Here is a 13386-nt window from a genome sequence, read left to right on the forward strand (position 1 = left end):
TCAACACGGTGGCGGGGGAGTGGAGGGTTCCGCCCGGATCAGCCGTTCTGCGAGCCGGCGCCCAGCGCGCTCCTGGTCTTCCACTCGTCCCAGGACAGGTTCCACTCGCCGTAGCCGTTGCCCAGCTCGGCGTTGCCCTTCGAGCCGTTGCCGACGACCTCGAAGGGGTCACCGACCTGCACCTGCCCGTAGAAGGACTTCGCGTTGGCGTCGCTCATGCCCACGCAGCCGGAACTGGTGTTGGCATTGCCGAAGTTGGCGGCGTTCCACGGAGCGGCGTGCGCGTACATGCCCGACCAGGTCAGCCGCATCGAGTAGTCGACCATCTTGTCGTAGGAGTCGCCCAGGCCCACCGTCTGGGAGTCCATCCGAATGGTGCCCTCCTTCGCCATCAGCACCATCTTCCCGGACCACGAGGCCTTCTGGCCGCCGGGAGTGCCCGCCGAGATCGGGATCGTGCTGACCACCTGACCGCCCTCGGTCACCGACAGCTTCTTCGTGTCGAGGCCGACCTCGATCCGCCGGTCCTTGCCGATCTTGAACTCGGTGTTGTAGTCACGGGCGAACAGCCCGCCGCCCTGCCCGGAGTCCACGCCGTTCAGGTTCATCTCGACCTTCACGTCCGTGCCGGACTTCCAGTACTCCTTGGGCCGCCAGTCCACCCGGTCCTTGCCGGAGTAGTCCTTGAACCAGCCCCACGAACCCTCGGTGTTGTCCGAGGCCGTCACCTTCAGCTGCTTCTCCACCTCGGCCTTGTTCTTCACCGGGTTGTCGAAGACGAGCGAGACGGGCATCGCGACGCCCACGGTGCTGCCCTTGGGGATGTTGATCGAGACCTTGTTCACCTTGTCCGCCGCCGAGGTCTTGAACTGGGCGTTCGCGCTCCGGCTGTCGGTGTTCTGCGCCTCCACCTTGTACTCGGTGCCGGGGGAGGCGTTGCGCTCGGAGGTCCAACTCTTGCCGTCGGCCGATATCCGCCCGGGCAACTCCCCGCCCTTGCCGTCCGTCACCTTCACCAGGGCGAGCTTGCCCTCGGCGACCGTCACCGTGACGGGCTCGCCCGCCTTGACCTGGTCGCCCGTCAGGTTCACCGAGACCGCCATGGCCGGCTTCTGCTTCATCTCGGCCTTGCCGTCACCGCCGGCGTCCGAACCGCCCCCGCAGGCGGTCAGCGCGGCGGCCAGGAGTGCGGCGGTGGCCGCCGGCGTGGCGTGACGGCCCCGACGGCGCGGCAGTGCGGTACGGCGTGTGCGGCTCAACGAAAACCCCTCCGAAAGTAACGAACGTCCGTAAACAAGGAGCGAACGGGGCGCCTTCGGGTTGCGCGTTTTGCGGAAAATATCCGGACGATCTCCTCCGGTGCGGCCCGAGGCGCCTCGCGCCCTACCTTCCGCTCCCTGTCCGGGACCTTCGCCGCGGAAACGGGGTCCAAAGGCCCTACCCGGACGCACATCCCCGGGCGAACCCCCCCCCTCGGGGGTATGCCGGACGGGCGGATACGCTCCAACTTCCCCCCGCCCGACGACGCCCCGTCGGGCGTCACCGAACTGGAGGCCCCCCCGATGACCGCCACCGGAACGACTCCGGCCGCGGCGCCCGTCGGCCCCGCCGACACGGAGGGCCCCACGAAGGCCGGCGGCTCGCTCATGCGCAGCGGCGCCGTCATGGCCGCCGGCTCGATCGTCTCCCGCGCCACCGGCTTCGTCCGCTCCGCGGTCGTCGTCGCCGCCCTCGGCACCCTGTGGCTCGGCGACTCCTACGCCGTCGCCAACACCGTCCCCAACATCCTGTACATGCTGCTCGTCGGCGGCGCCCTCAACGCCGTCTTCGTCCCCGAGCTGGTGCGCGCGGCCAGGGAACACGCGGACGGCGGCGCCGCCTACACCGACCGGCTGCTGACCGCCTGCACCGTGGCCCTCGTCGCGCTCACCGCCGTCGCGGTGTTCGCCGCCCCGGCCATCATCGGCGCGTACACCCCCTACGGCGGCGACCGGCTGGACACCACCGTCGCCCTGGCCCGGTTCTGCCTCCCGCAGATCCTCTTCTACGGCCTGTTCACCCTGCTCGGCCAAGTCCTGAACGCCCGCGGCCGCTTCGGCGCGATGATGTGGACCCCGGTCCTCAACAACCTCGTCATCATCGGCGTCTTCGGCCTCTTCCTCGCCCTCTCGCACGACGCCCCCGACGGCCTCACCGCCGCCGAGACCCGGCTCCTGGGCATCGGCACCACCGCCGGCATCGTCATCCAGGCACTGGCGCTGATCCCCTCGCTGCGCGCCGCCCGCTTCCGCTGGCGCCCCCGCTTCGACTGGCGCGGCAGCGGCCTCGCCCGCCCGCTGCGCAACGCGGGCTGGCTCGTCCTGCTGGTCCTCACCAACCAGATCGCCTACTGGGTCGTCACCCGCCTCTCCACCACCGCCGGGGACGCCGCCGACCGGGCGGGCCTCGCGGCCGGCGTCGGCTACACCGCCTACAGCAACGCCTACCAGCTGTGGGTCGTCCCGCAGGGCATCATCACGGTCTCCCTCGTCACCGCCCTCACCCCCCGCATGGCGGCCGCCGCCGGCGACGGCGACCTCACGGCCGTCCGCCGGGACGTCTCCTACGCGCTGCGCTCCAGCGCCGCGCTCGTGGTGCCCGCGGCCACCGTCTTCGCCGTGCTGGCCCCCTGGGTGATCGGCAGCATCTTCGGTTACGGAGCCACCAGCCCCGCCGACATCGAGGTCATGGCGGGCATCCTGGTCGCCTTCGCGCCCGGCCTGATCGCCTTCTCCGGCCAGTACGTCCTCTCCCGCGCCTTCTACGCCCTCTCCGACACCCGGACCCCTTTCCTCCTCAACCTGGTCATCGCCGGACTGAACGCCGCCCTGTCGGCCGCCGCGTACTTCCTGCTCCCCACGCGCTGGGCGGTCACCGGCATGGCCGCGGCCACCACCGTCGCCTTCGCCGCGGGCGCCGCCGTCACCGCGTACGCCCTCTCCCGACGGCTCGGGCCGCGCCCCGCGACCGGCACCGGCCGCGCCGCCACCGCCGTACGGACCCACCTGCGGCTGCTCGCCGCCTGCCTGCCGGCGGGCGCCGCCGGGTACGCCGCCGCCCGCGGCGCCGACCGGTTCGGCGACATCGCCGCCGCCGGCGCGGGAACCGCCACGATCGTGCTCGTCGTCGTTGTCCTCGCCGGGCCGCTGCGCCTGACGGAGATCACCGACCTGCTGAACTCCCTGCGGCGCCGGATCGGCCGTTAGCGGGAGGAAAGCCACCGACCTTCTGGGGATACTGACCGGATGCCACGCGTACTGCTGATCGAGGACGACCCTTCCATCCGGGAAGGCGTCGGACTCGGGCTGCGCCGCCGCGGCCACGAGGTGTGCGCCGCGGAGACGGGCGAGGAGGGCCTCGCCCTCATGGCGGGCTTCCACCCCGAACTCGTCCTGCTCGACCTCATGCTGCCCGGCATCAACGGCGTCCAGGTGTGCCGCCGGATCCGCGAGACCAGCGAGGTCCCGATCATCATGCTCACCGCGCGCGGCGACGACTTCGACATCGTCGTCGGCCTCGAAGCCGGGGCCGACGACTACGTCGTCAAACCCGTCCGCACCGAAATCATCGAGGCCCGCATCAAGGCGGTGCTCCGCCGGCTCGGCGACGCCACCGTCCGCCACGGCATCGAGCACCACGCCGAGCTCGCCGTCGACCGCGCCGGACTGACCGTCGCGAAGAACGGCGAGCGAGTCGCCCTCGCCCCCAGCGAGATCAAACTGTTGCTGCACCTCAGCGCCTCGCCCGAGCAGGTCTTCTCCCGCCAACAACTGCTGGAGTACGTCTGGGAGCACAGCTACCACGCCGACGCCCGGCTCGTGGACGCCTGCGTGCGCCGGCTCCGCAACAAGATCGAGGACCCCGACGGCAGCCCCCGCTACATACAGACCGTGCGGGGCTTCGGCTACCGCTTCGGACCGCTGTAGCCGACCGTGCGCAACCTCGCCCCCCTCGGCCTGCGCACCCGGCTCATCGCCGCGTTCCTCCTCGTCGCCGCGATCAGCGCGGTGAGCACCGCCGCGCTCACCTACCAGAAGGCACGCACGGCGATCCTCACCCAGAGCCAGGACACCGCCGTCAGCACCCTGCGCGACCAACTGGAGGGCCAGACCCTCGTGCTGCCGATGGAACAGCAACAGCTGCAACGCCTCGTCACCGACATCGGCAAACGCGGCAAACCGCACCCCTGGGTCGTCTTCGGCGAGTACGGCACCCTGCGCGCCTCCTCCAACGTCACCCCCGCGACCTCCGCCGTCCTCACCGACCGGCTCCGCCGCCAGGTCGCCGCCAACCCCCACGGCGCCTTCCAACGCGTCGAGGACGGCCGCGGCGAGTCCTACCTCACCATCGGGATGCCCGCCGTCATGGCCTCCAACGGCGGCGCCGCCCGGCCCACCGGCGTCGTCCTCTACGCCGTCATGCCGCTCGGCGCCGAGGAACAGACCGTCGACGCCATGGTCGAGGCCGCCCGACAGGGCGCCATCCCCGGCCTCGCCATCGCCGTCATCCCCGCCCTGCTCGCCGCCCGCAGCGTCCTGCGGCCCGTACGGGACATGCGGCGCGCCGCCACCCACCTGGGGCGCGGCCGGCTGGACACCCGCATCGAGGTCCGGGGCTCCGACGAACTCGCCGGCCTCGCCCGCACCTTCAACGAGACCGCCCGCGCCCTGGAGGAATCCGTCGCCGAGCTCCGCGAGGCCGGGGCCCGGGCCCGCCGCTTCGCCTCCGACGTCTCCCACGAACTGCGCACCCCCCTCGCGGGAATGCTCGCCGTCACCGAGGTGCTCGACGAGGACGCCGAACAGCTCGACCCCGACACCGCCAAGGCCCTGCGCCTGATCAGCTCCGAAACCGGGAAGCTGGCCGTGCTCGTGGAGGACCTGATGGAGATCTCCCGCTTCGACGCCCGCGCCGCCGAACTCAACCTCGACGACGTGGACATCGCCGAAGCCGTCGGCAAGACCCTGGAACTGCGCCACTGGGACGACGACCGGGTGACCACCGACCTCCCCCGGGGCATCCGGGCCCGCCTCGACCCCCGCCGCTTCGACGTCATCCTCGCCAACCTCGTCGGCAACGCCCTGCGACACGGCTCCGCACCCGTACGGATCCGCGTCCGCACCCAGCCCCATCCCGACGGGGAACGCCTGCTGATCGAGGTCACCGACAGCGGCCCCGGCATCGCCCCCGACGTGCTGCCACACATCTTCGACCGGTTCTTCAAGGCCGACGTCGCCCGCACCCGCTCCGCCGGCAGCGGCCTCGGCCTCGCCATCACCCTGGAGAACGTCCGCCTCCACGGAGGCACCCTGCGCGCCGCCAACGCCCTCACCGCCGGCGCCGGCGCCGTGTTCACCGTCGACATGCCGCTGGAGGCCGTCGCGTGATCCGCCCGCCCGTCCCCGGCCGCCGCACCACCGCCCTCGCCGGCATCACCCTCACCGGCCCCCTGCTGCTCACCGCCTGCGGGATCGCCCCCACCGGCGTCGTCGAGAGCGGCGCGCCCGCGCGGGTCGCCGTCGCCGCGCCGGCCCGCGGCCCCCTCGCCTTCTTCGTCGGCCCCGACGGAAGGCTGGTCCCCTCACCGCAGCCCCAGAGCGCGGCGAGCGGCCCGCTGAGCGGCGTACTCGGACTGCTGCGCGGCCCCGGCCGCACCGAACTACGGGCCGGGCTCGGCACCCGACTGCCCGCCGTCGAGGGCCCCGACGTCGCCGCCGTGTCCGTCGTCGCCACCGCCGACGACGCACTGGACGTCCGCGTGCCCTTCCCGGTCGCCGGCCTCGACGCCGTCGCCCGCGGCCAACTCGTGTGCAGCGCCGCCTCCACCCTCGGCTCCGACCACGAGGTCGTCCTGTACGGCACCGACACCGCCCTGGACCCCGAACGCTGCCACCCGGACCGCTGACCCGTCGCCGCCGGAACCTCCCGCCCCGGGCCCCTTGCGGACGTCCCGCCCGCCCGCCACGGTGTGGACCATGCAACGCGCCGCCGACGTCCCCGACGTCTTCGACCCCCGCGTCTACGCCGAAGGCGTCCCGCACGAGCGCTACCGGACGCTGCGCGACCGGCACCCCGTCTCCTGGCAGTCCGAGCCCGAGATCCAGGGCTGGCCCGCAGGCCCGGGATTCTGGGCCGTCACCCGACACGCCGACGTCGTACGCGTCCTGCGCGACCACGCCACGTACTCCTCCTGGGCCGGCGCCACCCAGATCCGCGACCCCGACCCGGCCGACCTGCCGTTCCTGCGGAGCACCATGCTCAACCAGGATCCCCCCGGGCACGGCCGGCTCCGCCGCCTCGTCGCCCGCGCCTTCACTCCCGCCCGCGTCGACGCCTTCGCCGCCCGGGCCCGCGACCGCGCCCGTACGCTCCTGGCCGCCGCCCGGGACCGCGCCGAGGACGGCAGCACCGACGTGGTGGCCGCCGTCACGGACGAGTACGCCCTGCTGAACCTCACCGACCTACTGGGCGTCCCGCCCGCCGACCGGTCGCTGCTGCTGGAGTGGACCGTACGGATCATCGGCTACCAGGACCCCGAGGACGCCCCCGAGCCCGTCACCGGCCCGGACGGAACACCCCTGAACCCCCGATCCCCGGCCCTGCTCGGCGAGATGTTCGCGTACGCCCGGGAACTGGCCGCGCACAAACGCGCCCACCCCGGCGAGGACGTGATGACCGCCCTCGCACAGGCCGGCCTGGCACCCGCCGAACTGGAGATGTTCTTCTTCCTGCTGACCGTCGCGGGCAACGACACCGTACGCAGCGCCGCCCCCGGCGGACTCCTCGCCCTGGCCCGCCACCCCGACGCCTACCGCCGCCTCGCCGACGGCAGCGCGCCCGTGGACCGGGCGGTCGACGAACTCCTGCGCGTCCACCCGCCCGTGCTCAGCTTCCGCCGCACCGCCACCCACGACACCGTCCTCGGGGGCGCCCGGATCCGGGCGGGGGACAAGGTGGTGGTCTTCCACGCCTCCGCCAACCACGACGAACGCGTCTTCACCGACCCGCACCGCCTCGACCCGGCCCGCTCGCCCAACCCGCACGTCTCCTTCGGCGACGGCCCGCACGTCTGCCTCGGGGCCCACTTCGCCCGCCTCCAGCTGCGCGTCCTCCACGAGGAGTGGCGCACCGCCCTGCCCGCACCCGAACTGGCGGGCCCGCCGCGCCGGTTGGTCTCGAACTTCATCAACGGGATCACCCGGCTCCCGCTCCGGGTGTCCGGGCAGCCCTCCTGACGTCGCCACCGGCCGAACCCCGCCGAGCGCGCCGGCCGGCGGCCCGGGGACAATGTTGCGCACGTCGTCGTTCACGCGGCCGGTGACGGACACCCACCCGGGGCAGGGACCGCACCCGGACGAGGTCCGTCCCGCCACGGCGCAGCGGCGTCGACGTACCGACCCGTGGAGAAAGCCGTGAACATGCCTGACGCACCGACCGGGGACCGGCCGGACTGGGGTACCGCCTTCCGTTCCATCGCCGACGACTGGCTCTTCGCCGACGTCGACGGCCCGCTGCCGGCCGAGGCGGTCCTGCCCCTGGAGAACCCCGACCTGTACGACTCCGGCGTGTGGGACAAGCACCTGAAGATCGAGGAGCGCTACCGCACCGTCTCCATCGGCGTGTACGCGGGCCGGCGGATCGCCGTCCTCAACGCCAAGCTCGGCGCGCCCGCCGCGGCGATGGCCATCCAGGCGGCCGCCGGCCGAGGCGTGCGCAGCCTGGTAGGCGTCGGCTACTGCGGAGCCGTCGCCGACGACCTCCGCTGCGGCGACCTGCTCGTGCCGACCGGCGCGGTCTCCGCCGACGGGACGAGCGCCGCTCTGTGCCCCGGCCGGTACCCGGCCGTCGCCGACCACCAGCTCGTGCGGGCCCTGCACGACACCGCCCCGGGGACCCTCCGTGACGGCCTGGTCCACACCCTGGACGCCGTCTACACGCAGGACTCGGCGCTCGTCGAGGAGTGCCGGCGCACCGGCGTCTCCGGCATCGACATGGAGACCGCGGCGGTCCTCACCGCGGCCCGCCTCTCCGGGATGCGCGCCGCCACCCTCCTCGTCGCCAGCGACCACCCGGGCCTCGGCCTGCCCACCGACGGCGCCCTCATCGGCGCCGGCTTCGACCGGGCGATGGGCCTGGCCCTGGAGGCGCTGACGGCCGGGGCCACTCGCTAGTGCCGTGACCGCCGGCCCGGTGTGCCGGCCGGCCGGTCCGGGACCGGACCCGGACCGGCGGGCCGGTCACCTGACGGAGCGGCGGGGCGAGCGCTAGGCTCTGCGGACGTTGTCGACCGGAGGTCCGCCATGCACCGTCCTGCCGCACGTTCGTTACCACTGCTCGCCCTGGTCGGAGCGCTCGTCTCCACCGGCGCGGCCGCTCCGCCGTCGCCCCACGGAGCCCCGGCCAAGGTGCCCGTCGCCGCCGGGTACGGCGGGGCCGTCGCCAGCGTCGACCCGGACGCCTCCGCCGCCGGGATCGCCGTACTGCGCGCCGGCGGCAACGCCGTGGACGCGGCCGTCGCCACCGCCGCCGCGCTCGGCGTCACCGAGCCCTACTCGGCCGGCATCGGCGGGGGCGGCTACTTCGTGTACTACGACGCCCGCACCCGCCGCGTGCACACCATCGACGGTCGCGAAACCGCCCCCGCCACGGCCACGGACACCCTCTTCCAGGAGAACGGCGTCCCCATCCCCTTCGCCGAGGGCCAGACCAGCGGGCGCGGTGTCGGAGTGCCCGGCACCCCCGCCACCTGGAAGAGCGCCCTGGACTCCTGGGGCACCCGGCCCCTGCGCCAACTCATCAAGCCCGCCGAGGAACTGGCCCGCGACGGGTTCACCGTCGACGCCACCTTCCGGGCCCAGACGGCCGCGAACGAGGAGCGGTTCAGGGACTTCCCGGACACCCGCGCACTGTTCCTGCCGGGCGGGGCGCTGCCGGTCGTCGGGTCCACCTTCAAGAACCCCGACCTGGCCGACACGTACGCCGAACTCGGGCGCAAGGGGACCGGCGCCCTCTACCGGGGCCCGATCGCCGACGACATCGTCCGGACCGTCCGAAAGCCCCCGGTCGACCCGGCGGCCGTCCGCAACGTCCGCTCCGGCGACCTGACCGCCGCCGACCTGCGCTCGTACGCGACGAAGCGGCAGGAACCGACCCGGGTGGGCTACCGCGGCCTGGACGTGTACGGCATGGCGCCCTCCTCCTCCGGCGGCACCACCGTCGGCGAGGCCCTGAACATCCTGGAGCGCACCGACGTCGGGAAGCTCTCCGAGAGCCAGTACCTGCACCGCTTCATCGAGGCCTCGCGGATCTCCTTCGCCGACCGGGGCCGCTGGGTGGGCGACCCGGCCGCCGTGGACGTCCCCACCCGTGGCCTGCTCTCGCAACGCTTCGCCGACTCCCGCGCCTGCCTCATCAGGCCCGACCGGGCGCTGACCAGCCCGCTGGCACCCGGCGACCCGCGCCGGCCGGTGCCCTGCGCCACCACCGGGCAGGCGGCGCCGACCACGTACGAGGGGGAGAACACCACGCACCTGACGGTCGCCGACCGCTGGGGCAACGTCGTGTCGTACACCCTGACCATCGAGTCCACCGGCGGCAGCGGGATCACCGTCCCGGGTCGGGGTTTCCTGCTGAACAACGAGCTGACCGACTTCTCCTTCGCGCCGGCCGCACCCGGCGTCCCGGACCCGAACCTGCCCGGCCCCGGCAAGCGGCCGCGCTCGTCGATGTCCCCGACCATCGTGCTGGACGACGGGCGCCCGGTGCTGGCGGTCGGCTCCCCGGGCGGCGCCACGATCATCACCACCGTCCTGCAGACCCTGCTCGGGCACCTGGACCGGGGTCTTCCGCTGGTCGACGCCATCGCGGCGCCGCGCGCCAGTCAACGCAACCAGACCACCACCGAACTGGAACCGGGCCTGTGGAACAGCCCTCTCCGGGCCGAACTGGAGGCCCTCGGTCAGGGCTTCCGGCAGAATCCCGAGATCGGCGCCGCCACCGGCGTCCAACGCCTCCCGGACGGCCGCTGGCTCGCGGCGGCCGAGACGTCCCGCCGCGGCGGCGGATCCGCGATGGTCGTCCACCCGCACGGCAAGCCGTAGGCACCGACCCGTCGGCGGCACCCGGGAACCTACGGAGCGGTGAGGATCCTGGGGCCGTCGGCGGTGATCGCGACCGTGTGCTCCGCGTGCGCGGCGCGGCTGCCGTCGACGGTGCGCAGGGTCCAGCCGTCGGGGTCGCAGGTGTAGTCGTCGGTACCGCCGGCGGTCAGCATCGGTTCGATGGCGAGGACCATGCCGGCCCGCAGCCTCATCCCGCGCCCCGCCGGGCCCTCGTTGGGCACGCCCGGGTCCTCGTGCATGCTTCGGCCGATGCCGTGGCCGCCGAAACCGTCGGGGATGCCGTAGCCGGCGGCGCGGCAGACGCTGCCGACGGCGTGCGCGATGTCGCCGATCCGGTTCCCCGGCCGGGCGGCGGCGATGCCGGCTGCGAGCGCCTCCTCGGCCGTGGCGATCAGCCGGAGGTCGGCGGGGCGGGCCCGACCGACCGTGAAGCTGATCGCCGAGTCGCCGGCCCAGCCGCCGAGCTGCGCCCCGCAGTCGATGCTGACGAGGTCGCCGTCGCGCAGCCGGTAGTCGTCGGGGATGCCGTGCACGATGGCGTCGTTGACCGAGGCGCACACCACCGCGGGGAAGGGCACCGGCGCGAACTGCGGCCGGTAGCCGAGGAAGGGCGAGGACGCGCCCGCCTCGCGCAGCACCTCGCGCGCCGTACGGTCCAGTTCCAGCAGGGACACCCCCACCGCGGCCGCGCTCCGCACGGCGGCCAGGGCGTGCGCGACCACCCGGCCGGCTTCGCGCATCTCGTCGATCTCGGGGTTCGTCTTCAGTTTCACCATGCCAATAACTATACCGGTATAACTTTACCGGGATAGTAATCGGGGTCCGGGGTATGCTGGCCCCATGGTCCGTACCCCGTTGACACCCGAAGAGCGTGAACGCGGCGAGCGTCTGGGCGCCCTGCTGCGCGAGGCGCGCGGCGCCCGCAGCATGGTCGAGGTCGCGGCGGGAGCCGGACTCTCCGCCGAAACCCTCCGCAAGATCGAGACCGGCCGGGCTCCGACCCCCGCCTTCTTCACGGTGGCCGCGCTCGCGGGCGCCCTCGGACTGTCCCTGGACGACGTGATGCGGCGCTGCGCCCTCGTACCGGTCTGACACCCGGCGTCCGACGCGGGGCGCGGGCGACACGGGGTGCGGGTGACACGGGGTGGGTGACACGCGACGTGCCGCGTCCCCGTCCTGCGTACCCGTCCGGCGCGCGCCCCCTCAGCCCCCGCACCCGATGGGCGGCCGACCCGGTCGGTCCGTCCACTCCGTGCGGTAGCCGAAGCACGGGCACGGGCTGCCGTGGCCCGCGCAACGGGCCGGTCCGTGCTCCTCGAAGCCGTGCAGGCAGCTCTCGCACCCGGGCGGATCGGGGCGACGGAAGACGGTGGCGAGGGTGAGGCCGATCGCGAACAGCGCGAGCGGCGCGGTGGCGAAGGCGAGCAGGAACCGGTCGCCCCCGCTCAACGGGCCCGCCGCCTCATCCGCCGCACGGCGCGAACGGCGACCGCTGCCGCTCCCACCAGGACTCGCACCGGCACACGCCGAACGGCGACCGGCACTCCGCGCAGGGCGGCTCGTCCGGCTCCGTCCTCTCCTCCTGCGCGGGCTCGGGCTCGTCCGTGCGCCGGAACAGTCGGCAGCCGCAGGGCGGGCCGCCCCCGACGCCCAGGCACCGGCCCAGCGAGGGCACGTGGACGCCCCGCTCGTGCGCGCAGTCACGGCACACGTGCGCCGCCCTCCCGGCCATCGTGACTCCTTCCGGCGCAACGCCGGCCCCGATCGGCGGGGAGCGGACGCCGCGCCCGGCCACCGTACGCCCCCGGTGGGATGATCCGACAGGGTGCGGCTCCGGGCCGCCGCCCGGGGAGAGTCCGGCGGCCGATCGGCCCAATCGGTGAGGGGCCGCCGGGTCGCGGGGGAAGCGTGAGGGCGTGTCAGCAACGAACGCAACGAAGGCAACGCACGCCGCCAACGCAACGAACGCAGCCGGCGCAACCACCGCGGCCGGCCCCGTCACCGCGGCCCCCACCGCGCCGATCCCGACCGCCCTCCTCGACGAGGTCCTCCCCGCCCGTGCCCTCAACGCGGCCAACGCGTCGAAACGGCTCGGCCTGGGGCTCCTCGGGGCCCTCCTCGCGGGCGGACTGCTCCTCGCCGCCTGTTCCGTTCCCGACGACCGGACCCACACCCCCGACCCGGGCGACGTGGTCCTCCCGCACCGGGGCGGGCCGCGGAAGTAGTCTCCCGGGCCGCGGCGGGACGGCCGCTGTCGCCCTGCCGCGCCGCCGGGTACCGGCGCGGAGCGCCCGCCGGACGTCGGGAGGCGGACGGGAGTCCGACGACAGGCCCTAGGCTCCCCCCATGTCCCTCGAACAACTGGGCCGGGCCCGGTACGTGAGCCTCACCACCTTCCGCAAGGACGGCACCCCCGTCGCCACCCCCGTTTGGGCCGTCGCCGACGGCGGCGAACTGTACGTGTGGACGCGCAGCGACTCCTGGAAGGTCAAGCGCATCCGCAACGACGGCAGGGTCACCGTCGTGGCCTGTGACGTGCGCGGTCGCGTCGTCGCGGGTGCCCCCGTGCTGGACGGGCGGGCGCGACTGCTGGACGGGGAGGGGCTGAAGCGCGTGCGCCGGTTGATGTCGCGGAAGTACAAGTGGCAGTTCTGGATGCTGGACGTACCCGCCGCCCTGGCGCGGGGCGGGAAGCGGCCGCACACCGGGATCGCCGTCAAGCTTTGAGACTCCCGTAGCCCGCCCGTAACACAGGTGGGATCCAATGCGGTCATGGAGACGCCGACTTCACTGGTGATCGGGCAACTCGCGAACTGGTTGCGGGGGTTGACCCAGAGGCTGGATCCCGGGGCAGGCTGGTACGGGGAGTTCCTGCGGCGGGATCCCGAGGGGATGCGGGCCTGCCTGGAGGGCGTCGCGGTGCCGCCGTGGGACGTGGTGGACTCCCTGCTCGCCGATCTCGCCGGCCGATCCGGTGCCGCCGGCGCCGGATCGGTGGCGCGCGAGGCCGAGTACGGCGCCCGGCTGCGGGCGGCGGCGGTCGCCGCCCGGGACGCCACGCCGGACGGGGCGCGGGAGTTGCCCGCGCTGCTCGCGGCCGCCGTCGAGCAGAGGGCCGTTTCGGAGGCTGCGGTCCGGACCCTGACCGAGAGGCTCGGGGCGGGGGTCGACCCGGCGGAGGCGGCCGCGCTCGCGCGGGAGCTGTCCTGGAGCCGGGACGACGCCG

The 13386-nt window shown here is 73.9% G+C and carries 14 protein-coding genes and 1 pseudogene; 11 read left to right on the forward strand and 4 right to left on the reverse strand.

Features of this window, described 5'->3' with window-relative positions:
• Positions 1-38: 38 nt before the first annotated feature.
• Entirely contained in the window at positions 39-1259 is a 1221-nt protein-coding gene (locus NOD94_RS02850; RefSeq protein WP_281204084.1) for an Ig-like domain-containing protein, read from the reverse strand.
• Between the two features lie 387 nt (positions 1260-1646).
• Here NOD94_RS02850 and murJ point away from each other — a divergent pair, with 387 nt between their 5' ends.
• The 7 genes from murJ to ggt all read left to right on the forward strand — a co-directional run bounded on the left by murJ (position 1647) and on the right by ggt (position 10139).
• Complete coding sequence (murJ, locus tag NOD94_RS02855; protein WP_281204105.1) at positions 1647-3245, forward strand: murein biosynthesis integral membrane protein MurJ; 1599 nt, start codon at positions 1647-1649, stop codon at positions 3243-3245.
• Between the two features lie 39 nt (positions 3246-3284).
• Complete coding sequence (locus tag NOD94_RS02860) at positions 3285-3965, forward strand: response regulator transcription factor (protein WP_281204085.1); 681 nt, start codon at positions 3285-3287, stop codon at positions 3963-3965.
• Between the two features lie 6 nt (positions 3966-3971).
• Positions 3972-5426: a HAMP domain-containing sensor histidine kinase gene (locus NOD94_RS02865; protein WP_281204086.1), complete on the forward strand. Its 1455-nt coding sequence runs from the start codon at positions 3972-3974 to the stop codon at positions 5424-5426.
• Entirely contained in the window at positions 5423-5944 is a 522-nt protein-coding gene (locus tag NOD94_RS02870; protein WP_281204087.1) for a hypothetical protein, read from the forward strand. The genes NOD94_RS02865 and NOD94_RS02870 overlap by 4 nt, the downstream gene beginning before the upstream one ends.
• A gap of 70 nt (positions 5945-6014) precedes the next feature.
• The gene (locus NOD94_RS02875; RefSeq protein WP_281204088.1) at positions 6015-7274 is read left to right on the forward strand and encodes a cytochrome P450; all 1260 of its coding nucleotides are present in this window, start codon (positions 6015-6017) and stop codon (positions 7272-7274) included.
• 183 nt (positions 7275-7457) lie between these two features.
• On the forward strand, positions 7458-8210 hold the full coding sequence (locus tag NOD94_RS02880) for a hypothetical protein (RefSeq protein WP_281204089.1): 753 nt from the start codon (positions 7458-7460) through the stop codon (positions 8208-8210).
• A 129-nt stretch (positions 8211-8339) separates the two neighbouring features.
• Positions 8340-10139, forward strand: a complete 1800-nt coding sequence (ggt, locus tag NOD94_RS02885; RefSeq protein WP_281204090.1) for a gamma-glutamyltransferase — start codon at positions 8340-8342, stop codon at positions 10137-10139.
• Between the two features lie 29 nt (positions 10140-10168).
• On the opposite strand, the gene map is transcribed toward ggt, so the two are convergent.
• Positions 10169-10936: a type I methionyl aminopeptidase gene (gene map / locus NOD94_RS02890; protein ID WP_281204091.1), complete on the reverse strand. Its 768-nt coding sequence runs from the start codon at positions 10934-10936 to the stop codon at positions 10169-10171.
• Between the two features lie 64 nt (positions 10937-11000).
• Between map and NOD94_RS02895 the strand changes: the two genes are divergently transcribed.
• Positions 11001-11252, forward strand: coding sequence for a helix-turn-helix transcriptional regulator (locus NOD94_RS02895; RefSeq protein WP_281204092.1), 252 nt, complete (start codon positions 11001-11003; stop codon positions 11250-11252).
• A gap of 111 nt (positions 11253-11363) precedes the next feature.
• On the opposite strand, the gene NOD94_RS02900 is transcribed toward NOD94_RS02895, so the two are convergent.
• A complete protein-coding gene (locus NOD94_RS02900) occupies positions 11364-11609 on the reverse strand; it encodes a hypothetical protein (protein ID WP_281204093.1) in 246 nt (81 codons plus the stop codon).
• Positions 11610-11622: 13 nt separating this feature from the next.
• Positions 11623-11892, reverse strand: a complete 270-nt coding sequence (locus NOD94_RS02905; protein ID WP_281204094.1) for a hypothetical protein — start codon at positions 11890-11892, stop codon at positions 11623-11625.
• Between the two features lie 184 nt (positions 11893-12076).
• Between NOD94_RS02905 and NOD94_RS02910 the strand changes: the two genes are divergently transcribed.
• The 3 genes and pseudogenes from NOD94_RS02910 to NOD94_RS02920 all read left to right on the forward strand — a co-directional run.
• The gene (locus tag NOD94_RS02910) at positions 12077-12385 is read left to right on the forward strand and encodes a hypothetical protein (protein ID WP_281204095.1); all 309 of its coding nucleotides are present in this window, start codon (positions 12077-12079) and stop codon (positions 12383-12385) included.
• Between the two features lie 121 nt (positions 12386-12506).
• Positions 12507-12887, forward strand: coding sequence for a PPOX class F420-dependent oxidoreductase (locus NOD94_RS02915; RefSeq protein ID WP_281204096.1), 381 nt, complete (start codon positions 12507-12509; stop codon positions 12885-12887).
• A gap of 45 nt (positions 12888-12932) precedes the next feature.
• Positions 12933-13386 (forward strand): annotated as a pseudogene (locus NOD94_RS02920) (hypothetical protein); the annotation flags it as partial.

Origin of the sequence: Streptomyces sp. Isolate_45 (assembly GCF_024721315.2) — a bacterium.
Lineage (GTDB): Bacteria > Actinomycetota > Actinomycetes > Streptomycetales > Streptomycetaceae > Streptomyces.

Bases quoted from the DNA above. Each gene is read 5' to 3' on its own strand.
- murJ (WP_281204105.1), top strand. From the start codon at position 1,647: ATGCGCAGCGGCGCCGTCATGGCCGCCGGCTCGATCGTCTCCCGCGCC.
- NOD94_RS02860 (WP_281204085.1), top strand. From the start codon at position 3,285: ATGCCACGCGTACTGCTGATCGAGGACGACCCTTCCATCCGGGAAGGC.
- NOD94_RS02875 (WP_281204088.1), top strand. From the start codon at position 6,015: ATGCAACGCGCCGCCGACGTCCCCGACGTCTTCGACCCCCGCGTCTAC.
- NOD94_RS02880 (WP_281204089.1), top strand. From the start codon at position 7,458: ATGCCTGACGCACCGACCGGGGACCGGCCGGACTGGGGTACCGCCTTC.
- ggt (WP_281204090.1), top strand. From the start codon at position 8,340: ATGCACCGTCCTGCCGCACGTTCGTTACCACTGCTCGCCCTGGTCGGA.
- map (WP_281204091.1), bottom strand. From the start codon at position 10,936: ATGGTGAAACTGAAGACGAACCCCGAGATCGACGAGATGCGCGAAGCC.
- NOD94_RS02895 (WP_281204092.1), top strand. From the start codon at position 11,001: ATGGTCCGTACCCCGTTGACACCCGAAGAGCGTGAACGCGGCGAGCGT.
- NOD94_RS02905 (WP_281204094.1), bottom strand. From the start codon at position 11,892: ATGGCCGGGAGGGCGGCGCACGTGTGCCGTGACTGCGCGCACGAGCGG.
- NOD94_RS02915 (WP_281204096.1), top strand. From the start codon at position 12,507: ATGTCCCTCGAACAACTGGGCCGGGCCCGGTACGTGAGCCTCACCACC.